Genomic DNA, 23217 nt, shown 5'->3' with positions numbered 1-23217 from the left:
TGTTATTGGCAAGCTTCACAATCTGGGTTGTCGATTGAACAAGCCATTGGAACTGGAGCTGCTTGAGTAAAACCATCTTCTTCAACAGTTTCTGGTTTTTTCGCTTCTACAACAGGGGCAGCAACTGCCGCTGCTTCAACAGTCGCAGGTTTAACTGCGTTTAAAGCACCTGTGTTGATTGTAGATTTTTCAGCAGAAGTTGCGCCTAAAGCTCGGAGGTAATAAGTCGTCTTAAGACCACGTAACCATGCCATCTTGTAAGTGATGTCAAGTTTCTTACCATTAGCACCAGAGATGTAAAGGTTAAGAGATTGAGCTTGATCAATCCACTTTTGACGGCGTGATGCAGCATCAACGATCCAACGTGTATCTACTTCAAATGCAGTAGCAAAGATTGCTTTTAATTCTTCAGGAATACGAGCAATTTTTTGTACTGAACCTTCAAAGTGTTTCAAGTCGTTAACCATTACTGTGTCCCAAAGACCACGATCTTTTAATGCACGAACGAGGTAAGGGTTAATTACAGTGAACTCACCAGACAAGTTAGATTTCACATATAAGTTCTGGAATGTTGGCTCAATAGACTGAGAAACACCACAAATGTTAGAGATGGTTGCAGTAGGAGCAATCGCCATCACGTTTGAGTTACGCATACCGTCTTTTTGAACTTTGGCACGTAAAGTGTCCCAGTCTAAACGTTGAGTACGGTCAACTTCGAACATGCGCTCTGGACGAGATTTCGCAACAATTTCTAAAGAGTCGATTGGAAGGATACCTTGATCCCACAATGAACCTTTAAATGTTGAGTAAGAACCACGTTCAACAGCTAAGTTGCTTGAAGTTTCAATCGCGTAGTAGCTAATCACTTCCATTGATTCATCAGCAAAATCAATAGCAGCGTCTGAACCGTAAGCGATGTTCATTTCATATAGAGCATCTTGGAAGCCCATGATACCCATGCCGACTGGGCGGTGTTTCAAGTTCGAGTTTTTCGCTTGTGGTACAGCGTAGTAGTTAATGTCGATAACGTTATCGAGCATGCGTACTGCTGTTTTAATTGTGCGAGCTAACTTCTCACGGTCTAACACACCACCTTGAACGTGTTGTACAAGGTTGATTGAGCCCAAGTTACATACTGCAATTTCGTCTTGATTTGTATTCAAGGTAATTTCAGTACATAAGTTAGATGAGTGAACTACACCAACATGTTGTTGTGGTGAACGTAAGTTACATACATCTTTGAATGTAATCCACGGGTGACCAGTTTCAAACAACATAGAAAGCATTTTGCGCCATAAGTCTTTAGCACGTACTTTCTTGTGTAGCATGTTGGTTTCTTTCGCTACAGACTCATAGTAGGCATAACGCTCAGCAAATTCAGCACCAGTTAAGTCGTGCAAGTCTGGAGTTTCAGAAGGGGTAAATAGTGTCCATTCACCATCTTCAAATACACGTTGCATAAACAAGTCTGGAACCCAGTTCGCAGTGTTCATATCGTGTGTACGGCGACGGTCATCACCAGTGTTTTTACGAAGCTCTAAAAACTCTTCAATGTCTAAGTGCCAAGTTTCTAAGTATGCACACACGGCACCTTTACGCTTACCACCTTGGTTTACTGCAACAGCTGTATCGTTCGCAACTTTCAAGAATGGAACCACACCCTGAGATTTACCGTTTGTACCCTTAATGTAAGAGTTCAAGGCACGTACAGGTGTCCAGTCATTTCCTAAACCACCAGCCCATTTAGAAAGCATAGCGTTGTCACGCATTGCGCCATAAATGTCGTAAAGGTCATCGCCAATTGTTGTTAAGTAGCAACTAGAAAGCTGTGGACGTAATGTACCTGAGTTAAACAGGGTAGGCGTAGACGCCATGTAGTCGAAGCTAGACAATAAGTTATAGAACTCGATTGCACGTTCTTCTTTATCTTGCTCATTTAACGCAAGACCCATCGACACACGCATAAAGAATAATTGTGGTAATTCGAAGCGAACGCCATTTGAGTGAATGAAGTAACGGTCAAATAAAGTCTGTAAACCTAAGTAGGTAAACTGATTAGAACGTTCTGGCTGAATTGCTGCTGCCAATTTCTCTAAATCGAAATCAAGCAAATCTGGTGAAAGCAAGTCAAGCTCTACACCTTTTTTCAAAAAGGCTTCGAGTGCATTGTTTTCAGGCGTATCTGTAGGTAAGCCTAAGAACGCTAAACCTGTGCTCACTAATTCACTAGAAAGCAAACGTGCAGTTACGTAAGTATAGTTTGGTTCTTGTTCAATACGAGTACGTGTTGCCATCATCATTGTAGTGGCAATATCACTTTCTTTTACGCCGTTATATAAGTTCTTAACGGTTTCATCAACAATGGCCTGAACATCAATACCTTCCAAACCTTCAGCTGCTTTCGCTACAGTTGCTTGCAATGCACTTAAATCAAGTGGCTGAAGCTGACCGTTAGCATCGGTAACTTGTAATGTAGGGTGGTGGTTTGAGTTCGTTTGCTGACGAGCAGTAGTGCGTTGTTCACGGTAAATCACGTAAGCGCGAGCAACTTTCTGTTCTCCGGTACGCATTAAAGCAAGTTCAACCTGATCTTGAATTTCTTCAATATGGATCGTACCGCCTGATGGTAAACGACGAGTGAAAGTATTTAATACCATTTCCGTCAGTTGGGTAATACGGTCGTGAATACGGCTTGAATCCGAACTCTGTTGACCTTCCACAGCAAGAAAAGCTTTACCAATCGCAACAGAAATTTTCTCTGCATCAAATGCAGCAACATCTCCAGTGCGTTTGATCACCTGAATTTGACCGGGAGTCGAAGTAATTACGCTCATGCCAGCATAGCTCCATTGTCACTTTTGTTATGTTTATAGACCGTTTGAACCGAGCAAAAAGTATGCCACGATGTTTGAGGGATAAACACAAGACTTAGTAGTTAAAGTTTATTTTGAACACAAGATACGGGATTTTTCATAGCAGATCAATCTTGACTTTTTAGTAATTTTTTATCTGTATGATTTGATGGGAGATAGCATAGCAAAGCTATTAAAAAACGCTTATAGATAACTTTGTGGATAACTCAAAAAACAAGCACTTAAATACAATTAATGTAGGAGAAGAAATAATTTGTTTAATATTCATACATTGGAAATATGAATAGAATATGAAATTTCATAACAATAACTAAATGTTAAAAACACGAGAAAATTCAAAGGTTAATAAAATGCAACAAAACACGGTTGTCATGTATCAGTTTGGTGAACGCCTACTTGTTTACAATGTAAACGTGTGTATATTGCAAATGATAAACGAATGTATCTGCAAGATTTTTAAGATGCATGTAATGAGATTTATAGGGGCAATGATATGAGCCAAGAAGAAAAGTTACCAAAGATTCTGATCGTTGAAGATGACGAGCGTTTAGCACGATTAACTCAAGAGTATTTAATCCGCAACGGCTTGGAAGTTGGTGTAGAAACTGATGGTAACCGTGCAATTCGTCGTATTATTAGTGAACAACCAGACCTAGTGGTCTTGGATGTCATGTTGCCGGGTGCCGATGGCTTAACTGTTTGCCGTGAAGTTCGTCCACATTATCATCAACCGATTTTGATGTTGACTGCACGTACAGAAGATATGGATCAGGTACTTGGTCTAGAAATGGGTGCAGACGACTATGTTGCTAAACCAGTTCAACCACGTGTGCTATTAGCACGTATTCGTGCACTATTACGTCGCACAGATAAAACTGTAGAAGACGAAGTTGCACAGCGTATCGAATTTGATGACCTTGTAATTGATAATGGCGGCCGTTCTGTAACACTGCATGGTGAGCTTGTTGATTTCACTAGCGCAGAATATGACCTATTATGGTTGCTTGCATCAAATGCTGGTCGTATCTTATCGCGTGAAGATATCTTCGAACGTTTACGCGGTATTGAATACGATGGTCAGGACCGTTCAATCGATGTCCGTATCTCACGTATTCGTCCAAAAATTGGTGATGATCCTGAAAATCCAAAACGTATTAAAACAGTGCGTAGTAAAGGTTACTTGTTCGTTAAAGAAACCAATGGGTTATAAGATCTGAATAAACTTCCTATAAGGTTGGTCGAGTGTTTAAACACAGCATATTCCTGCGAATCTATGCGGGACTGGTAATTCTTGTTGTTTTGGTTGCCGTTTTTGGTTATTTGCTTGTACAAATTATCAATTATCAGCGTGCTCAAGAATACCGTGAATCTTTAACTGATGGTATTTCTTATGTCATCAGTGAGGGAGTCGCTCGACAACCGGGGAAGCAACAGAAAATAGACTGGGTTTCAGATGCATCAGATTTATTGGAACTTCCAATTTATTACACTGATGCGAGCAAGGTTGAGTTATCTCGTACTGAGAAAAAACGGATCGAAGCTCAAAAGTCTGTTGTTCGTTACGATGCCAGTAATAGTATTGCGTATATCATTATTGGTTTACGTGACGATCCTCAGCACTTTTTATCGATAAAAGTAGACAAAATTAGTGAGCGCCAAATGAAGGCTCTCCCTATTTTTGTACTTGATTATCTAATGTTTTATCCAGGGCAAGAACAAGAATATCTTGCCAAGATTCAAAAACATTTTTCATATCCAATTAATATCTACAATATTCAAGATATTAATCTAGACTCTGAACAAATTGGTCGTTTACGCCAAGACCAAAGTGTCATGTTGTACAAAGATAGTGCAACAATGCGTGGCACGACCATTTCAATCGTATCTCCAATACCAAATCAGCCTACACGAGTTCTGGTTCTTGGACCGGTTCCAATGTTTAACTGGATGCCTTTACAGCTTTCTGCCGGAATTACCTTATTTAGCCTATTCTTACTGAGCTTAGGTGTTTATGGCCTTATCTTGCCGTTAGAGCGTAAAATTCGCCAAGTGCGTTATGCGTTAAACCGCATGAAGTCAGGTGATCTGTCATTGCGTGTTCCTATTGAAGGAAGTGATGAAATGGCAAACTTAGCATCAAGTTATAACAATATGTCTGATCATATTCAGCGTTTAATTGAGGCTCAGCGTGAGTTGATGAGAGCTGTATCTCATGAGCTTAGAACGCCGGTTGCACGTATACGTTTTGGTACAGAGATGTTGGCAGAGGAAGATGATTACAATCATCGTATGCATCAGGTCGATATGATTGATAAAGATATTGAGGCGCTTAATACTTTAATTGATGAAATCATGACTTATGCAAAGCTAGAGCAGGGTACACCTTCATTAGATTTTGCTGAAATTGCGCTATTTGATGTGTTGGATCAGGTTGCGGTAGAAACTGAAGCTTTAAAAACGCAAAAAGAAATTGAGCTTGTTGCTCCTCCTGTTTATTTAAAAGTAGATGCAGAGCGTCGTTATCTTCACCGTGTTGTTCAAAACTTGGTGGGTAACGCTGTTCGTTATTGTGATAACAAAGTTCGCATTACAGGTGGTGTTCACAGCGATGGCATGGCCTTTGTCTGTGTTGAAGATGATGGTGCCGGAATTCCTGAACAAGATCGTCAAAGAGTATTTGAAGCCTTTGCCCGCTTAGATGACAGTCGTACGCGTGCGTCAGGTGGTTATGGTTTAGGGTTGTCAATTGTAAGTCGTATTGCTTATTGGTTTGGTGGTGAGATTAAAGTAGATGAAAGTCCTACCTTAGGTGGAGCTCGCTTTATCATGACATGGCCTGCAAAACGCTTTAAACAACCTCCGTTGAAAACCAATAAAAAAGCACCTTCCTAAAGGTGCTTTTTTATTGTGTTACTTATAGTTGAGTTGCATCTGGTTCCAAAATAGGTTTTCCGCTTCTTAAGCTGGTCAACGCATCGGAATTAAAGTCGATCAGTAATGAATTGTTTTTTGCATCAATCTGGTATTTTTGAATAAGAGGTTGATCTCCATTAAGCGTTTCTATTTTATATTCATCTGCAATATGCAAAATACCTTCTAGGTTTGTTGTCGTTGACGCAAAATCCTGTCTAAATATTTCATAGACATCTCGCAAGTCAAAAATTGCATTATTCGCATCTGGATGTTTGTGAATATAGCTTTCTATATGTCGCACAAGTAACTGAGCAAACAAGTAGTAGTTTGGTTTATGCGTATATTCTAGAGTCATGCATTTTTCTCCTTATTATCTGTTATTAGCATACATGGCAAAACACAGGTTATTGTATAAAATTCATTACACTAGATGATTAAATGAAAACCTATAAAGATATAAAGACCCGATTACGCCCTTGGCGTTTTGCTTGATATAAAGCGTCATCTGCTTCTTTAAATAAATTTTCAATCGCTCTATGGGATGAAGGGGAATATAAACTTATACCAATACTGACTTGTATGAAAATTGGTAATTTCCCATAAATATAAATCGGTTGCTGACTAATTTTAATTCGTATTTGCTCTGCAAGGTCAAAGGCACTCTCTTTAGTGGTATCTGCAATGAAAATTGCAAATTCTTCACCGCCAAATCGTCCTAATAAATCATGAGGATGCAAAATATTTTGAATAGTGGTAACACAGGTTTGTAGGGCGCGATCACCTATTTGATGGCCGTAATTGTCATTAACTTGTTTGAAATGGTCTACATCCAACATAAAAAAGGCTGAGGTTTTATTTTCCTTGTGCACTTTTTCTTGAAGTAGTCTGACCGACTGTAAAAATTGGCGTCGAGTGAGACTTGAGGTTAACTCGTCATGGGCAATCGCATGTTGAAGCTTTTGAATTAATTCTGAGTGTAAAACACTAATACTGGAAACCGTAAGAGGGGCAATCGTCATCATGATTAACCCAATACGGATTGAAATCGTATTGCTGAAATAGTCATTCGGATAGAGTAAAAGATAATGTCCAGAGACATGATAAATAATGTAGGCACTCGTAAGACTTGTAATGAGTGCAACAACAATAGGTTTGTAGCGAATTGCACACCAAATCAGTGCAGCAATTGGGTAGAGTAGCGAACCAGGACCAGAATCATAATAGCTGGCTGCAATAGAAATGAGGACCGCCCCGAAAGGTAAAAGGTCGGTTACTTGTAAGCCGCGATTTCTTGAAAAATAATGTTTTACCTGACTATATTGAGGTAGGTTCAATATGATCGGTAAAAGAAGTAGAGCATTTTGCAATTCTGAAGTGAACCAGTAACCAAATTCATCCCACAAACCACCTAGCATAAATTTAGTATTAAACATGGGTACGAAAGTTGCTGCAAACAATGCGCCTGCTACGCTTCCTACTCCGCATAAAGCAAATAAAAAAAGGTAAGAATAACCTCGGTAGGCCGCTTTAATATGCTGATTAAAAAACATATAGAGTGCAAACGTAGTAACAACATAAAGAAAATTTGACGTTGTTAAAACGAGTGTAAGAGCAAATGGAGTACCCTGAAGCAGATCGGCAACGACATAGCCGCTATAAGCACCTAAAAATGAGCTTAATCGACGTGTGCTTGGAAAGCGAATGAGTAAACCCAGCAAAACCGAGTTAGCAGGCCAGAAGAATGCGAGAAAGCTTAAAGGACGAGATGCGATGCCAATAAAACAACATACTGCAATAATGAAGCTAAACAGGAGAAAAATTTTTAAAGAGGAGAAAAATGAAAATTCACGAAGTGAGTATGGCATCAGCTGCCCTTAATGATAAATACTCTTATCCAAGAGTAATAAAATATTATGCATGACTAAACATTCATCATAATTCAGAGGAGAAGCTGAATACAATAAAAAACAAACTAATATTATAAAAAAGTAAGTTATTAAAACTTAATAGTCGATGAACTGTGTAAATATTCTAAAATTAAAAAATGAAAAAAATCATCATAAACAAAAAAACTATTAAATAAACCGATTATGTGCGGTGAAACCCCCCTTACAACCCATAGAAGAATAGTTTTGTTTAGAAAATCATCCGAAAGACTAAGACGCTTCAACTAGCATGCGAAATTAGAAATCAGGTACAATTGGCGGGATTAATTTTGTGTTTGGTGTATTTGAAGGCCAATACATACATTCTTTGTTAAATAATAGGCCTGCCAGGAGTTATCCCCGCATGAGTGCCATTACTCCATACGACTGGGCGATTATCGCCTTCGTGATCGGCGTTACATTTCTTTGCGTCTTTATGCTCACAGTTCCCTTACTCCTCGGGGGGAAATCGTGGGGGCGTGCTAAGCAAGAGCAGTTTGAATCGGGTGTCGTGAGTGCTGGTGGCGCTCGCATTCGCCTGTCTGCAAAGTTCTATTTAGTTGCAATTTTCTTTGTTGTCTTCGACTTAGAGGCACTTTACCTCTATGCATGGTCTACTTCTGTGCGTGAAGTAGGGTGGTTGGGATATACCACTGTCGTGATCTTTGTCGTTGATTTATTGATTGCGCTTGTTTATGCCTTCTCTGTAGGTGCTTTAAGTTGGTCACCAGCAGATCGCCGTAAATCAGCAGGTGAGGCGATTAAAATCGGTTCACCAACAATGAACATTGCTGAAATTACACGCTTTAACTCTATTGAAGAGCTCGTAACTGACCCTACAGGCCAGATTCCAGCTCAATCATCAGGTCGTGTTAAGTCAAAAACTACACCTGCATTGTCATCTGAAAAGGAGTAAGTCGGGATGAAATATACTCTGACCCGCGCGAATCCGGATGCTGATCAATACCCATTGCAAGAACGTCAAATCGTGACAGATCCACTAGAAGAAGAAGTGAATAAAAACGTATTCATGACTCGTTTAGAGGATGTCTTGCATACAGCAGTAAACTGGGGGCGTAAAAACTCCTTGTGGCCATTTAACTTTGGTACCTCTTGTTGTTACGTTGAATATGCAACGACCTTAACAGGTGTGCATGACTTGTCACGTTTCGGCGCAGAGGTTATCCGTGCTTCACCTCGTCAAGCTGACTTGATGATTGTTGCAGGAACCTGTTTCGTAAAAATGGCACCAGTTATTCAGCGTCTATATGAACAGATGTTAGAGCCTAAATGGGTCATCTCGATGGGTGCTTGTGCAAACTCTGGAGGTATGTACGACATCTATTCAGTAGTTCAAGGTGTAGACAAAATTATTCCTGTTGACGTGTACGTCCCAGGTTGTCCGCCTCGTCCTGAAGCATTAATTCAAGCTTTAATGCTTTTACAAGACCAGATTCAATTAGAGCGACGCCCGCTTTCTGCCGTGATCGGTGATGATCTTCAGCCAGTGTATAAGCCAAAGATGATGCCAGAACGTGACCGTAAGAATGCGCAGCGTATTGCCGTTAAAAACTTACGCTCTATGGATGAGATTAAATAATTTTTTGACGGTGTTTTGACATATCTAACCGATATGTTCATCGAGAAAATTGACAGAATTTGTATTAAATAGGAAGCCAAGCCAATGGCTGAAACTGACATTGCTATGCCAGAGTCAACACCAGTTGATTCACGCCCAGCATTTGCAATCGTAGAAGAACTCAAAACCAAATTTGGTGAGAACTTTTACGTGCAGGCGACTTTTGAAGAGTTTCCAACAGTCTGGGTTGAGCGCGCACGCGTGCAAGAAGTCCTTATGTTCCTACGTAAAGTGGAACGTCCATATGTAATGCTATTTGACTTGTCTGCGATGGATGAGCGTTTACGTGTTCATCGTGATGGTTTACCAGCATCTGACTTCACTGTGTTCTATCATTTATTATCGCTTGAGCGTAATAGTGACATTCGTATCAAGGTTGCCTTGAACGAAAATGATCTTAACCTTCCGACAGCGACTAATATCTGGCCAAATGCCAACTGGTATGAACGTGAAGCCTACGATATGTTCGGTATCAATTTCGAAGGGCATCCAATGCTCCGTCGTATCTTGTTGCCAACGTACTGGGAAGGTCATCCGCTTCGTAAAGAATATTCAGCACGTGCGACGGAATATACGCCGTACATGCAAGACAAAGCGAAACAAGACTTTGAACAAGAGCACTTACGTTTTGTGCCAGAAGACTGGGGTCTTAAGCGTGGTAACGCTGACGAAGACTTCATGTTCTTGAACTTGGGTCCTAACCATCCATCTGCACATGGTGCGTTCCGTGTTGTATTGCAGTTAGATGGCGAAGAAGTGAAGGACTGTGTTCCTGATATCGGTTATCACCACCGTGGTGTGGAAAAGATGGCTGAACGTCAAACATGGCATTCTTTCATTCCTTATACTGACCGTGTTGACTACTTAGGTGGTTGTGCTCAAAACATGCCGTATGTAATGGCTGTAGAGCAAATGGCTGGTATTAAAGTTCCTGAACGTGCGCAAGTGATTCGTGTCATGTTGAACGAATTGTTCCGTATTAATAACCACTTATTATTCTGTGGTACGGCAATTCAGGATGCCGGTGGTATGACACCAGTATTCTATATGTTCGCAGACCGTCAAAAAGTTTACGACATTGTTGAAGCAATCACGGGTTACCGTATGCATCCAGCATGGTTCCGTATTGGTGGTACAGCACACGATCTTCCAAACAACTGGCAGAAACTTGTTAAAGAATTGCTAGAGTGGATGCCTAAGCGCTTAAACGAATACTACACAGCGGCATTGAAAAACTCTGTGTTTATTGGTCGTACGCGTAACGTTGCACAATACGATGCTAAATCTGCACTCGCATGGGGTGTAACTGGTACTGGTTTACGTGCGACAGGTATTGATTTTGACGTTCGTAAATATCGTCCATACAGTGGCTATGAAAACTTCGATTTTGATGTGCCAGTTGAGTATGAAGGCGATGCATATGCACGTGTACTCGTTCACTTCCGTGAAATTACTGAGTCGTTAAAAATTATTCAACAGTGTTTGGATAACATGCCTTCTGGTCCATATAAAGCGGATCATCCATTGGCTGTTCCACCACCGAAAGATAAGACATTACAAGATATTGAAACCTTGATTACGCACTTCTTAAGCGTTTCATGGGGTCCTGTCATGCCAGCGGGCGAGTCATCATTTATGACTGAAGTGGTTAAAGGCGCAAGTACTTACTACTTGACTTCAGATAAAGCGACGATGAGTTATCGTACTCGTATTCGTACACCGACGTTTACTCACTTACAGCAAATGCCTTCAGTGATTAACGGAAGTTTGGTATCTGACTTAATCATTTATCTGGCGACCATTGACGTGGTTATGGCTGACGTGGATCGCTAAGAGGTAACACATAATGATGATTTTGACTGATAAAAAGCCACGTGTGAATGTTGAAGGAATTTTGACTGCGGAAGAAATTCACGATATCGAACATCACATTGGTCACTATCCATACCCTCGTGCAGCCTCTTTGGATGCATTGAAGTGTGTACAGCGCCGTAATGGTTGGGTAGATGACGCTCAAATGAATGCCATCGCACAGTTATTGTCGATGAGTGTTGCTGATTTGGAAGGTGTTGCAACATTTTACAACCGTATCTATCGCCATCCGGTAGGTCGTCACGTAATTTTGCTTTGTGACTCAATTGCTTGCTTCTTGATGGGTGCAGAAACACTTGCTGAAGCATTCCAGCGCGAACTAGGAATTCAGTATGGTCAGACGACACCAGATGGTCGTTTTACGCTGCTTCCAATTTGCTGCCTCGGCAACTGCGACAAAGGCCCAACTTTAATGATTGATGAAGATACTCACGGTTTAGTTGAAGTGACATCGGTCAAACAGTTATTGGAGAAGTATGTATGAATACTGAACCAAAACCAATTTATGGCGACGGTAATCCAGAAACTCATCCACTAACTTGGCGTTTAAGCAAACGTGACGAAGTTCGTGGTGCTGATGATTACGAAGCACTTGAAGGTTATGCTGGTTTTAAAAAAGCATTAGGCATGAAACCTGCTGAAGTGTTAGACGTGATTAAAGCTGCAACCGTAAAAGGTCGTGGTGGTGCGGGTTTCCCAGCGGGTATTAAATGGTCATTAATGGCACCAAATGATGGTGGTCCACGTTATTTGATCTGTAATGCCGATGAAATGGAACCGGGTACTTTTAAAGACCGTTTGTTGATGGAAAAACTTCCACATCAATTGATCGAAGGGATGTTAATTGCGGGTTATACCTTAGAGGCGACTCATGGTTATATCTTTATCCGTGGTGAATACATCGAGGCCGCTCAATATCTAAATGAAGCGTTAGAACAGATTCGTGCTAAAGGTTATTTAGGCGAAAATATTTTAGGTTCTGGCTGGAATTTTGAGTTGCATGTACATACGGGTGCAGGGCGTTATATCTGTGGTGAAGAAACTGCATTGATTAACTCGCTTGAAGGTCGTCGTGCTAATCCTCGTACTAAGCCACCGTTCCCGCAAGTTGCAGGAGCATGGGGCCGTCCAACAATTGTGAACAACGTTGAAACTTATAACAACTTGCCAGCAATTATGCTTCGTGGTCCAGAGTGGTATATCGGTTTATCAGCAGGTAAATCAAAAGACCCAGGCACTAAAATTTATGGTGCGTCAGGTAAAGTGAAATTCCCAGGTCTTTGGGAATTGCCATTTGGTACAACTGCACGTGAAGTGATTGAAGATCATGCTGGTGGTATGCGAGAAGGCTTAAAGCTTAAAGCATGGTTACCGGGCGGTGCTTCAACTGACTTTTTACCAGCAGATACCATTGATTTACCAATGGATGCAGACACGATTATGAAAGCAGGTTCTCGTTTGGGAACATGTTTATTGATGGTTGTCGATGAAACCCAATGCATGGTATCGCTCACTCGTAACTTAGAAGAATTCTTTGCGCGTGAATCATGTGGTTTCTGTACACCATGTCGTGATGGTTTGCCATGGGCTGTTAAAGCGCTTAAAGCACTTGAAGCAGGCGAAGGTAAGAAAGAAGATATCGACCATTTACAAGAATTGACTCGTAAATTATGGATCGGTAAAACTTTCTGTGCCCACGCACCAGGTGCGATGGAGCCGCTTATGGGCGCACTCAAACATTTCCGTGGTGAGTTTGAAGCGAAAGTGACGACTCGTCCTGTCGTGCAAACCAGCAACGTAGAACAAGCTTAAGGAATTCGACTATGGCTACAATTCATGTCGATGGAAAATCGTATGAAGTCAACGGCTCGGAAAACTTGCTACAAGCATGTTTGAGTCTGGGCATCGACATCCCATATTTTTGTTGGCATCCATCCTTAGGTTCGGTTGGTTCTTGCCGTCAATGTGCTGTTACGCAATATGCGAATCCAGAAGATACGCGTGGTCGTTTGGTCATGTCTTGCATGACACCAGCATCTGACAATACCTATATCTCAATTGAAGACAAAGAAGCAACGGATTTCCGTGCATCTATTGTTGAATTTTTGATGACGAATCACCCGCACGACTGTCCAGTCTGTGAAGAGGGTGGTCACTGTCATTTACAAGATATGACTGTAATGACGGGTCATGACCGTCGTCGTTACCGCTTCACAAAACGTACGCATTACAACCAAGAACTCGGCTCATTCATTGCGCATGAAATGAACCGCTGTATTGCTTGTTACCGTTGTGTTCGTTACTACAAAGATTATGCGGGCGGTACAGACTTTGGTGTGTATGCCAATGCATCGCGTGTTTACTTTGGTCGTCCAGAATCAGGTACTTTAGAATCTGAATTCTCGGGTAACTTGACTGAAGTATGTCCAACAGGTGTATTCACTGATAAGACTCATTCAGAGCGTTATAACCGTAAATGGGACATGCAGTATGCACCAAGCGTGTGTCAAGGCTGTTCTTCTGGCTGTAACATTTCTCCGGGTGAACGTTATGGTGAAATCCGTCGCGTAGAAAACCGTTTTAATGGTTCGGTTAACCAGTACTTCCTTTGTGATAAAGGTCGTTTTGGCACAGGTTATGTAAACCGTGCAGACCGTCCACGTCAGCCTCAGTTCCGTAACGGTGAAACTGTTGCAACTGTTTCTGTTGATCAAGCTTTAGATCAAACGATTGCAAAGCTTCAAGGCAAAAAAGTCTTGGGTATTGGTTCTCCGCGCGCAAGTTTGGAATCGAACTACGCACTACGTGAGCTTGTAGGTCAGGCAAATTACTCAACTGGTGTTGCACAAAAAGAGCAAAAACTTGTTGAACTTGCTGCATCTATCATGCAAACCGAGGGTATTTATAACCCGAACATGCGTGAAATTGAAAGCTACGATGCTGTTCTGATTTTAGGTGAAGACCTGACTCAAACTGCTCCTCGTATGGCATTGTCTGTTCGCCAAGCTGCGAAAAACAAAGCTCGCGAAATGGCTGCGAAAACACGTACTCCAGATTGGTTGGCTGAACCTGTACAACGTATTGGTCAAGAAGCAAAATCTCCAATCTATATCTTGGCTGCAACTCAAACTCGTCTTGCCGACGTTGCAACTGGTGAAGTTGTTGCTTCACCAAATGATATTGCACGTTTAGGCTTCGCCGTAGCGGCAGCAGTGAAAGGTGATGTATTAATTGGTCTGGATGACGATGCAAAAGCATTCGCTCAAACTATTGCTGACACTTTAAAAACAGCAAACAAACCATTAATCATTGCGGGCACAAGTTTGCAAGATGCTTCTATTATGGAAGCTGCGGCTGAGTTGACTCAGAACTTAGGTTCTAAAGCTGGTTTAAGTCTTGTGGTTCCTGAAGTGAACTCTATGGGCTTGGCATTGTTTGGTGGCTTAAGCCTTGAACAAGCATTTGCTCAAGACTACGACACACTTGTTATTGTTGAAAATGACTTGTTCCGTCGTTTACCTGCTGCTCAAGTAAAAGCTGCACTAGATAAAGCTGAAACAGTAATCGTGCTTGATCACAGTGAAACTGAAACTGTAAAACAGGCTGATATTGTTCTTTCAGCAGCAAGCTTTGCGGAAGGTGATGGTACTGTTGTAAGCCAAGAGGGTCGTGCACAGCGTTTCTATCAAGTTTACGATCCAAGTTACTACAAGCCTGAATATGCAATTAAAGAATCATGGCGTTGGTTACATGCCATTGAAACTGGCATTAAAGGGAAGGCTGTAGATTGGACATTGCTTGACGATGTGATTGAAAGCATCGTGAAAAATGTACCAGTACTTGAAGCAATTCAAGATGTGGCACCTGATGCTGGTTACCGTGTACATGGTTTGAAAATTGCGCGTGAGCCACGTCGTTATTCAGGCCGTACAGCAATGCGTGCACCGTTATCAGTTCATGAACCGAAACAGCCTACCGATCCAGATTCAGCATTAACATTCTCAATGGAAGGTTATGTTGGTCCGCAAAAAGCATCATCATTAGTACCATTTGCGTGGGCTCCGGGCTGGAACTCTCCACAATCTTGGAACAAATACCAAGATGAAGTGGGTGGTCACTTAAAAGGTGGTGATTCAGGTGTTCGTTTATTCGATCGCTTGGCAAAACGCCCTGCACGTAGCTATGTAGCTCCAGTAGCGGTAGTTGCAAACCCTGAAAGTTTCCGCTTAGTACCAATGCATCATATTTTTGGTTCTGGTGAATTCACGATTAAAACACCTGCAATGGAAACTCGTATTCCAGAAGCTATGTTTGCAGTGGGCGAACAAGATGCAACTCGTTTGAACCTTCAAGAAGGTCAACGCATTACTGTAAAAGCAGGCGAAACCAGTGTGAGCTTGCCTGTACAAGTAATTGAATATTTACCTACAGGTTATATTGGTTACCCAGTTGGTTTAGCACCAATGGTGTCACTAGCTGAGCCTGTTTCAGTGGCTTTAGGAGTGTAATTCATGAATCAAGAAATTATACGTCAAACGCCACTTTGGGCTGAGAACTGGCCAATCGCCTACGCTGTAGTTCAAGCAGTTGTGATTTTGCTTGTTGTTGTTTTAGTTGCAGCCTTGATGTCTTTCATTGAACGTCGTTTACTTGCTTGGTGGCAAGACCGTTATGGTCCGAACCGTGTTGGTCCTGGTGGTATGTTCCAGATCGTTGCCGACATGCTCAAGATCATGTTCAAAGAAGACTGGACACCAAAATTTGCTGACAAACTTACATTCCGTTTAGCACCAGCTGTTGCAATGGCAACAGCGGTTCTTTCGTTCATGGTAATCCCGGTGAGTCCTTCACTGGGTGTTGCCGACATGAGTATCGGTTTGTTGTTCTTCATGGCAATGGCTGGTATTGCAGTCTATGCAGTATTGTTTGGTGGCTGGGCTTCAAATAACAAATACTCATTGCTTGGTGGTTTACGTTCGGCTGCTCAAACCATTTCTTATGAAGTGTTCTTGGGTATCTCATTGATGGGTGTGGTTGCAATTGCAGGCTCATTTAACCTTCGTGAAATTGTTGAAGCACAACGCGATGTTTGGTTCGTTATTCCACAATTCTTAGGTTTCTTGATTTTTGTGGTTGCTGGTGTTGCGGTAACTCACCGTCATCCATTTGACCAACCAGAAGCAGAACAAGAATTGGCTGAAGGTTACCATGTTGAATATGGTGGTATGAAATGGGGTATGTTCTTCGTTGCTGAATATGTCAACGTGGTACTTATTTCTGCATTGATCGTAACTTTATTCTTCGGTGGTTGGTTAGCACCATTCAATTTAGAAATTCCATTTGTTCCGCCAGTATTCTGGTTTGTGATTAAAACAGCATTCTTTGTAATGATGTTTGTTTTGGCTCGTGGTTCTTTAATGCGTCCACGTTATGACCAAGTCATGAACTTTGGTTGGAAAATTTGTTTGCCATTGGCGTTGGTCAACTTGTTAGTGACTGGTGCTGTGATTCTGATGAATCAGGCCTAGGACAGCAGGGAGTACAAAATGTATAAATTTCTAGCTGGATTCGGATCGATTGTACGTTCGTTGTTTATGGTATTTAGCCATGTAACGCGTAAACGTGACACGATTTTATATCCAGAAGTACCGGCTGAACAGATTGTGCCGCCACGCTTTCGTGGTCGTATTGTGTTGACGCGTGACCCAGATGGGGAAGAGCGTTGTGTGGCATGTAACCTATGTGCGGTTGCGTGTCCAGTTGGCTGTATCTCACTACAAAAAGCAGAAACAGAAGATGGACGTTGGTATCCGGAATTTTTCCGCATCAACTTTTCACGTTGTATTTTCTGCGGTATGTGTGAAGAAGCTTGTCCAACAACTGCAATTCAGCTCACACCAGACTTCGAGTTAGGCGAATACGTACGTCAAGACCTTGTTTATGAGAAAGAAAACTTACTCATTTCAGGTCCGGGAAAATACCCAGACTACAACTTCTACCGTGTAACGGGTATGGCGATTAACGGTAAAGAGAAAGGTCAAGCACAAAAAGAAAGTGCACCAATCGATGTACGGAGTCTATTACCATGATGTGGCCGTTTTATTTGATGGCACTCGTGGCCATCGTTTCTACGGTTCGTGTAGTGACTAACACGAACCCTGTACACGCTTTACTTAGTCTAATCGTTTCATTGCTTGCTGTTGCTGGTATTTTCATGATAGTGGGGGCGCCTTTTGCAGGTGCTCTTGAAATCATCGTCTATGCCGGAGCAATTATGGTTCTGTTCGTATTCGTTGTGATGATGCTTAACTTAGGTCAACACACCGTTGAACAAGAACGTAAATGGCTTTCTTCAGATGCTTGGGCATATCCAGCACTCATGAGTTTCTTGCTCGGCTTGCTTTTAGTTTGGATGCTTGGTGGTGAATACACTACTATTTCAGCACCGCTTGGGGCACAAGTGATTGGACCAAAAGTCGTTGGTCAAGCACTCTTTACTCACTATTTATTATTGGTTGAAGTTGCCGCGATGTTATTGCTAGCAGCCCTTGTTGCAGCATACCACTTAGGTAAACGTGAACCAGGTGCAGAAGAGGAAAAAGAATAATGGGCCAGATTCCTTTAGAACATGGTTTGATTGTTGCAACCATCCTTTTTGCACTCGGTTTTTACGGTGTAATGGTGCGACGCAACCTATTATTTATGTTAATGAGCCTTGAGGTCATGATGAATGCTGCTGCATTGGCATTTGTTCTTGCGGGTAGCGTATGGGCACAACCAGATGGACAAGTGATGTTCATTCTGATTTTGACCCTTGCAGCAGCAGAGGCATGTATCGGTCTTGCGATTGTCCTTCAGTTCTATCATCGCTTCCATCATTTGGATGTGGATGCTGCTAGTGAGATGCGCGGATGAGTTATTTATATCTAACAGTATTATTTCCGCTAATCGGTTTTATTTTATTGGCGGCGGGACGAGACAAACTCTCTGAAAATGTTGCAGCAATTATTGGTGTAGGTTCTGTAGGTTTATCTGCATTATTTGCATTGATTGCTGGAATGGCATTTACCACAAGTGGTCAGCAAGTTTTTGTTCAAAATCTGTGGACATGGTTCAATGTTGGTGGTTTTGCACCGGGCATTAGCTTACATTTAGATGGCTTATCTTTACTCATGATGGGCATGGTGACAGGTGTTGGTTTCTTAATCCATATCTTTGCATCATGGTACATGCGCGGTGAAGAGGGTTATGCGCGTTTCTTCTCTTATTTCAACCTGTTTGTTGCCAGCATGCTTGTTCTTGTATTGGGCGACAACTTAGCGTTGTTATTCTTAGGGTGGGAAGGCGTAGGTCTTTGCTCTTATTTGCTTATCGGTTTCTATTATGCAAACCCTGCAAATGGTTGGGCTGCGATCAAAGCATTTACAGTTACCCGCGTAGGTGACGTATTCTTACTTATCGCTTTATTCTTGCTTTACCAACAATTTGGTACGCTAAATACTCAGTACATCGTTGAACATGCAGCAGAAGTAATGACGAAGAGTTCGTCTCTTACGATCTGGACTGCATTAATGTTGTTCTTGGGTGCTGCTGGTAAATCTGCACAAATTCCATTGCAAACATGGTTGGCAGATGCAATGGCAGGTCCAACACCTGTTTCTGCATTAATCCATGCTGCCACAATGGTAACGGCTGGTGTGTACTTATGCTGCCGTCTATTCAGCGTATTTGAACTTGCTCCTGAAGTGATGCAATTCATTTCAGTAACTGGCGCGGTAACTTTGTTAGTTGCAGGTTTTGCTGCACTTGTTCAAACAGACATCAAACGTATCTTGGCTTACTCAACAATGAGTCAGTTGGGTTATATGTTTATGGCTGTAGGTGCGGAAGCGTATCAAGCTGGCTTGTTCCATATGTTGGCTCACGCATTCTTTAAGGCATTATTATTCTTGTCTTCTGGTGCGGTGATTTTGGCTTACCACCACGAGCAAAACATCTTCAAAATGGGTGGCTTGTTCAAGCGTAACAAATTCCTATTTGCTTGTTTCGCGATTGGTGGCGGTGCATTAGCAGCGATTCCATTCTTGACCATTGGTTTCTTCTCTAAAGATGCGATTCTTGGTGAAGTTTGGGTACAAGGTCAATCAGTTGCCCTCTATCACACCTTATATTGGGTGGGTGTAGCAGGTGCATTCCTGACTTCAATCTATACATTCCGTTTAATCTGGGTTGTATTCTTTGGTCAAGAAAACACGCCTTACCATGAAATTAAAGGTGCAACTTACTGGGCTCCATTGGGCATTTTAGCTGTACTTTCTACTTTTGTTGGTGCCGTATTAAAAGCACCTGTAGCTGGTATTCTTAATACTGCAAAAATTCCTGAATTCCATGTGGCTGAACAATTTGTTGAAGGCATGCATGGGGCAGAGCATTTAGCAGTAGGAATTGCGCTAGTTGGTCTAGTTGTTGGTATAGCATTATTTACATTTGCTTATGGTGCAGTGAAATCATTCGCTCAAACAAGTTTGGGTTCAGGTTTGGCACATATTTGCCGTACCGCTTTTGGTTTTGATGCATTGTATGACATCGTTTTTGTTAAACCTTATTTATTCTTCGCCAAAATCTTTGGCCGTGACCCGATTGACAGTTTGTGGTTAGTTCTTCCTGCACTTGTTAAAGGCGGAAACAGTTTTACAAGCTCACGTCAAACCGGTTCATTGCGTGAATACGCATCAAGTATGTCACTCGGTGTAGTGGTGTTATTGATGATCTTGATCGTTATTCAGGTAGTGGGGAAATAAAATGGAAAACAATTTAATTTTACCCGCGCTGATCCTTGTTCCGTTCATTGCTGGTTTTATTTGTTGGTTAGTCGATAAGCTCGACAAAACCTTGCCGCGCTGGATTGCCTTAATTGGTATGCTCATTACTTTGGGCTTAGGTCTTGCACTTTGGCAAAATGGAACTTATAGCTATGAGATGGGTTCAAAAATCCCAACTTGGTCTGCTGAGTTCTATTTACCGTGGATTCAATCACTCGGTATCGGCATTCACTTAGCTGTGGATGGCTTATCTTTACTCATGGTGTTATTAACAGCGTTACTTGGTGTACTTGCTGTTGGTTGTTCATGGGGCGAAATTCAAAAGAACGTTGGTTTCTTCCACTTAAACCTTTTATGGAGTTTAGGTGGCGTTATCGGTGTATTCTTAGCAATTGACTTGTTCTTGTTCTTCTTCTTCTGGGAGATGATGCTTGTACCAATCTACTTCCTGATTGCGTTATGGGGTCATAAAGGTTCAAACGGTCGTTCACGTGTTTACGCAGCTACTAAGTTCTTCCTTTACACGCAAATCGCTGGTTTAGTGATGTTAATCGGTATTCTTGGTCTTGTGGTTTATGGCTACATGATGACAGGCATGATCGGTTTCGATTACAACTATTTATTAGCTGTAGCTAACCACTTACCGCCTGGCTTAGCATACGGTTTCATGATCTGTTTCTTCATCGGTTTTGCGGTGAAGTTACCAGTGTTCCCATTACACGGTTGGTTACCAGATGCGCATGCTCAAGCACCTACAGCAGGTTCTGTAGACTTAGCGGGTATCTTGATTAAAACAGCTGCGTATGGCTTGCTTCGTTTCGTTATTCCATTCTTCCCGACAGCTTCTGCTCAGTTTGCAGACATTGCGATTATTTTCGGTTTGATTGGTATTTTCTACGGCGCATGGTGTGCTTACCAGCAAACTGACATGAAACGTTTACTTGCGTATACGTCGATTTCACACATGGGCTTTATTTTACTTGCGATCTACGCAGGTAACATTTTGACCTTCCAAGGTCTAATGATCATGATGTTGGCACATGGTTTGTCATCAGCTGCATTGTTCATTATGTCTGGTCAAATCTACGAACGTTTACATACACGTGACTTGCGTTTAATGGGTGGTCTTCGTGGCCAGCTTCAGTACTTGCCATTTTTCTTGATGTTCTTCGTTGCTGCTCTTGTTGGTGTACCAGGGTTAGGTAACTTTATTGGTGAATTCCTGATTTTGATGGGTTCATTTAATAAATATCCTGTATTCACGATTCTTGCTTCTATCAGCCTTGTATTTGCAGGCTTATACGGCTTGATTTTGATTCACCGCGCTTTGTTTGGTGAACCAAATCCTGAACAAAAGCAACACTACACTAGTCCACTAAAAGACTTATCTGCTCGTGAAGTTGGTATTTTGATGATTTGTGCGATTGGTCTCGTTTGGCTTGGTATCTACCCACAGACATTCTTGGATGTATCTCATTCAAGCATGCAGTGGTTCGTCAATAGTTATGTGCCAGTTCAAGAAGTCGTTGACACTGTTCAGCAAACAGCTACTCAACTTGACCATGTGGAGATCCAATAATCATGAACTTCACAGTATCATTCGCTACGCTTATGCCTTTAGCTCCGGTGATGATTGTTGCTTTAACAACAATCGTCGTCATGCTGTTAATTTCAATTAAGCGTAATCATAATTTAATCGCAACAGCTTCTGTTGTTGGTTTAAACCTCGCTGCACTTTATATTTTATTTGCAGTATTTGGCGGTAAGTTTGTACCGGCAAATGTGATGGGCATGTTTATGGTTGATCCATTTACCATGTTCTATCAATTTATGATTTTGATTGCGGCGTTGGCTTGTTGTACTTTGTCTCACGCTTACATCGAAACTTATAAAGATAACCGCGAAGAGCTCTATCTTTTGTTACTTGCTTCAGTAGCAGGTGCAATGTTGATGGTTGCAAGTTCTCACTATGCATCGTTCTTCATTAGCCTTGAGTTAATGTCGATCCCTGTATACGGCTTACTTGCTTATACTTATCAACGTAGTAGTTCACTTGAAGCTGGTATTAAATATCTTGTACTTTCAGCGACAGCTTCTGCAATGTTGTTGATGGGTATGGCATATATCTATGCATATACTGGTTCACTTTCATTCTATGATTCTGTACAGGCTTTATTTGGCGCAATCAAACAGCCAATGGTGTTATTAGGTTTAGCACTCATTATCTTTGCTGTTGCGTTTAAATTATCGCTTGCGCCGTTCCATAAATGGACACCAGATGTATATGCAGGTGCACCAGCGCCAATGGCAACTTTCTTAGCGACTGCTGCTAAAGTTGCAACCATTGGTTTGTTCGTGCGCTATATGCTTGCTTCAGGCGCAATTATGGTGGACTCGTTAGTTACTATTTTGACAATCATTGCAGTATTGTCGATTTTAGTTGGTAACTTACTCGCTGTTCGTCAAGTTAACTTAAAACGTATTCTCGGTTATTCATCTATTGCTCATTTTGGTTATTTGTTAATTGCTTTAATTAGCATGACTTATGCGAGCTTGGGTAGTGTAACTGTATATGTGGTGTCTTACGTTTTAACAACTATCGGTGCTTTTGGTGCTGTAGCGTTAATGTCTAGCCCATATAACAACGTAGATGAAGCACAAAGTCTTGCAGACTACCGTGGTTTGTTCTGGCGTCGTCCAGTACTTACAGCAACTTTAACAGTCATGATGTTATCTTTGGCTGGTATTCCATTAACAGCAGGCTTCATTGGTAAGTTCTTGGTTGTAATGGCTGCTGTAACAACTCAGCACTGGTTCTTGGCTGCAATGATTATTGTGGGTAGTGGTATTGGTTTGTACTATTACTTACGTGTGATGGTTGTAATGTATATGACACCACCAGAAACTCCTCGTATTGATGCAGATGCTCATTGGGGTCAAAAAGTAGGTGGTTTAATGGTATTAGCTGCTGCTGCATTAGTTATTATTTTGGGTGTTTACCCAGATCCAATGATTAATTTAGCATTAAAAGCAGAAATTTTATCTCCATTACATTTCATGCTTTCACAACAACACTAATTCTAGTGTACAAAAAAGCCTCCAAATCTGGAGGCTTTTTTTTATTGAGCATTAAAAAAAGATTATAATAAATACGTTTTTATATTTTTAGGTAA

General features: G+C 41.6%; 19 protein-coding genes. 16 read left to right on the top strand and 3 right to left on the bottom strand.

The window, feature by feature from the left end:
* Positions 1-2: 2 nt before the first annotated feature.
* The gene (locus tag QLG01_RS06725) at positions 3-2834 is read right to left on the bottom strand and encodes a ribonucleoside-diphosphate reductase subunit alpha (protein WP_151989083.1); all 2832 of its coding nucleotides are present in this window, start codon (positions 2832-2834) and stop codon (positions 3-5) included.
* 353 nt (positions 2835-3187) lie between these two features.
* Here QLG01_RS06725 and QLG01_RS06720 point away from each other — a divergent pair, with 353 nt between their 5' ends.
* From QLG01_RS06720 to bfmS, 3 genes are read left to right on the top strand one after another with little or no spacing between them, the layout of a single operon-like run.
* A complete protein-coding gene (locus tag QLG01_RS06720; protein WP_034679197.1) occupies positions 3188-3370 on the top strand; it encodes a hypothetical protein in 183 nt (60 codons plus the stop codon).
* The gene (gene bfmR / locus QLG01_RS06715) at positions 3367-4083 is read left to right on the top strand and encodes a response regulator transcription factor BfmR (RefSeq protein WP_003653488.1); all 717 of its coding nucleotides are present in this window, start codon (positions 3367-3369) and stop codon (positions 4081-4083) included. The genes QLG01_RS06720 and bfmR overlap by 4 nt, the downstream gene beginning before the upstream one ends.
* Before the next feature lie 32 nt (positions 4084-4115).
* Positions 4116-5765 (top strand): sensor histidine kinase BfmS, encoded by a 1650-nt coding sequence (bfmS, locus tag QLG01_RS06710; RefSeq protein ID WP_005302970.1) that lies wholly within the window; start codon positions 4116-4118, stop codon positions 5763-5765.
* 22 nt (positions 5766-5787) lie between these two features.
* On the opposite strand, the gene QLG01_RS06705 is transcribed toward bfmS, so the two are convergent.
* Positions 5788-6141 (bottom strand): hypothetical protein, encoded by a 354-nt coding sequence (locus QLG01_RS06705; protein WP_002120022.1) that lies wholly within the window; start codon positions 6139-6141, stop codon positions 5788-5790.
* A gap of 91 nt (positions 6142-6232) precedes the next feature.
* Complete coding sequence (locus QLG01_RS06700; protein ID WP_005302972.1) at positions 6233-7651, bottom strand: diguanylate cyclase; 1419 nt, start codon at positions 7649-7651, stop codon at positions 6233-6235.
* 424 nt (positions 7652-8075) lie between these two features.
* Here QLG01_RS06700 and ndhC point away from each other — a divergent pair, with 424 nt between their 5' ends.
* From ndhC to nuoN, 13 genes are all read left to right on the top strand, one after another.
* Positions 8076-8627 (top strand): NADH-quinone oxidoreductase subunit A, encoded by a 552-nt coding sequence (ndhC, locus tag QLG01_RS06695; protein WP_003653481.1) that lies wholly within the window; start codon positions 8076-8078, stop codon positions 8625-8627.
* A 6-nt stretch (positions 8628-8633) separates the two neighbouring features.
* Positions 8634-9311: an NADH-quinone oxidoreductase subunit B gene (locus QLG01_RS06690; RefSeq protein ID WP_002050353.1), complete on the top strand. Its 678-nt coding sequence runs from the start codon at positions 8634-8636 to the stop codon at positions 9309-9311.
* Positions 9312-9395: 84 nt separating this feature from the next.
* Positions 9396-11183 (top strand): NADH-quinone oxidoreductase subunit C/D, encoded by a 1788-nt coding sequence (nuoC, locus tag QLG01_RS06685; RefSeq protein ID WP_004794331.1) that lies wholly within the window; start codon positions 9396-9398, stop codon positions 11181-11183.
* Positions 11184-11196: 13 nt separating this feature from the next.
* Positions 11197-11706, top strand: a complete 510-nt coding sequence (nuoE, locus tag QLG01_RS06680; RefSeq protein ID WP_005302974.1) for an NADH-quinone oxidoreductase subunit NuoE — start codon at positions 11197-11199, stop codon at positions 11704-11706.
* Positions 11703-13034, top strand: a complete 1332-nt coding sequence (nuoF, locus tag QLG01_RS06675; RefSeq protein ID WP_049838194.1) for an NADH-quinone oxidoreductase subunit NuoF — start codon at positions 11703-11705, stop codon at positions 13032-13034. The genes nuoE and nuoF overlap by 4 nt, the downstream gene beginning before the upstream one ends.
* Before the next feature lie 11 nt (positions 13035-13045).
* Entirely contained in the window at positions 13046-15730 is a 2685-nt protein-coding gene (gene nuoG / locus QLG01_RS06670; protein WP_004794324.1) for an NADH-quinone oxidoreductase subunit NuoG, read from the top strand.
* 3 nt (positions 15731-15733) lie between these two features.
* Complete coding sequence (gene nuoH / locus QLG01_RS06665) at positions 15734-16750, top strand: NADH-quinone oxidoreductase subunit NuoH (protein ID WP_004703499.1); 1017 nt, start codon at positions 15734-15736, stop codon at positions 16748-16750.
* 18 nt (positions 16751-16768) lie between these two features.
* Complete coding sequence (gene nuoI / locus QLG01_RS06660) at positions 16769-17311, top strand: NADH-quinone oxidoreductase subunit NuoI (RefSeq protein ID WP_004794319.1); 543 nt, start codon at positions 16769-16771, stop codon at positions 17309-17311.
* Positions 17311-17829, top strand: coding sequence for an NADH-quinone oxidoreductase subunit J (gene nuoJ, locus QLG01_RS06655; protein ID WP_014205902.1), 519 nt, complete (start codon positions 17311-17313; stop codon positions 17827-17829). The genes nuoI and nuoJ overlap by 1 nt, the downstream gene beginning before the upstream one ends.
* On the top strand, positions 17829-18137 hold the full coding sequence (gene nuoK / locus QLG01_RS06650; RefSeq protein WP_003653467.1) for an NADH-quinone oxidoreductase subunit NuoK: 309 nt from the start codon (positions 17829-17831) through the stop codon (positions 18135-18137). The genes nuoJ and nuoK overlap by 1 nt, the downstream gene beginning before the upstream one ends.
* Entirely contained in the window at positions 18134-20023 is a 1890-nt protein-coding gene (gene nuoL, locus QLG01_RS06645; protein ID WP_004794316.1) for an NADH-quinone oxidoreductase subunit L, read from the top strand. The genes nuoK and nuoL overlap by 4 nt, the downstream gene beginning before the upstream one ends.
* 1 nt (position 20024) lies before the next feature.
* Entirely contained in the window at positions 20025-21623 is a 1599-nt protein-coding gene (gene nuoM / locus QLG01_RS06640; protein WP_004794314.1) for an NADH-quinone oxidoreductase subunit M, read from the top strand.
* A gap of 2 nt (positions 21624-21625) precedes the next feature.
* Entirely contained in the window at positions 21626-23122 is a 1497-nt protein-coding gene (gene nuoN / locus QLG01_RS06635; protein WP_004794312.1) for an NADH-quinone oxidoreductase subunit NuoN, read from the top strand.
* The last annotated feature ends 95 nt before the right edge of the window (positions 23123-23217 follow it).

The organism is Acinetobacter sp. V89_4 (assembly GCF_029967875.1).
Lineage (GTDB): Bacteria > Pseudomonadota > Gammaproteobacteria > Pseudomonadales > Moraxellaceae > Acinetobacter > Acinetobacter oleivorans.
Note: the sequence above shows the minus strand (reverse complement) of the source record. Positions and strands in the feature narration are given on the sequence as shown.

Coding starts and splice junctions, on each gene's coding strand:
- QLG01_RS06725 (WP_151989083.1), bottom strand. CDS start 2,834: ATGAGCGTAATTACTTCGACTCCCGGTCAAATTCAGGTGATCAAACGC.
- QLG01_RS06720 (WP_034679197.1), top strand. CDS start 3,188: ATGTTAAAAACACGAGAAAATTCAAAGGTTAATAAAATGCAACAAAAC.
- bfmR (WP_003653488.1), top strand. CDS start 3,367: ATGAGCCAAGAAGAAAAGTTACCAAAGATTCTGATCGTTGAAGATGAC.
- QLG01_RS06705 (WP_002120022.1), bottom strand. CDS start 6,141: ATGACTCTAGAATATACGCATAAACCAAACTACTACTTGTTTGCTCAG.
- QLG01_RS06700 (WP_005302972.1), bottom strand. CDS start 7,651: ATGCCATACTCACTTCGTGAATTTTCATTTTTCTCCTCTTTAAAAATT.
- ndhC (WP_003653481.1), top strand. CDS start 8,076: ATGAGTGCCATTACTCCATACGACTGGGCGATTATCGCCTTCGTGATC.
- QLG01_RS06690 (WP_002050353.1), top strand. CDS start 8,634: ATGAAATATACTCTGACCCGCGCGAATCCGGATGCTGATCAATACCCA.
- nuoC (WP_004794331.1), top strand. CDS start 9,396: ATGGCTGAAACTGACATTGCTATGCCAGAGTCAACACCAGTTGATTCA.
- nuoE (WP_005302974.1), top strand. CDS start 11,197: ATGATGATTTTGACTGATAAAAAGCCACGTGTGAATGTTGAAGGAATT.
- nuoF (WP_049838194.1), top strand. CDS start 11,703: ATGAATACTGAACCAAAACCAATTTATGGCGACGGTAATCCAGAAACT.
- nuoG (WP_004794324.1), top strand. CDS start 13,046: ATGGCTACAATTCATGTCGATGGAAAATCGTATGAAGTCAACGGCTCG.
- nuoH (WP_004703499.1), top strand. CDS start 15,734: ATGAATCAAGAAATTATACGTCAAACGCCACTTTGGGCTGAGAACTGG.
- nuoI (WP_004794319.1), top strand. CDS start 16,769: ATGTATAAATTTCTAGCTGGATTCGGATCGATTGTACGTTCGTTGTTT.
- nuoJ (WP_014205902.1), top strand. CDS start 17,311: ATGTGGCCGTTTTATTTGATGGCACTCGTGGCCATCGTTTCTACGGTT.
- nuoK (WP_003653467.1), top strand. CDS start 17,829: ATGGGCCAGATTCCTTTAGAACATGGTTTGATTGTTGCAACCATCCTT.
- nuoL (WP_004794316.1), top strand. CDS start 18,134: ATGAGTTATTTATATCTAACAGTATTATTTCCGCTAATCGGTTTTATT.
- nuoM (WP_004794314.1), top strand. CDS start 20,025: ATGGAAAACAATTTAATTTTACCCGCGCTGATCCTTGTTCCGTTCATT.
- nuoN (WP_004794312.1), top strand. CDS start 21,626: ATGAACTTCACAGTATCATTCGCTACGCTTATGCCTTTAGCTCCGGTG.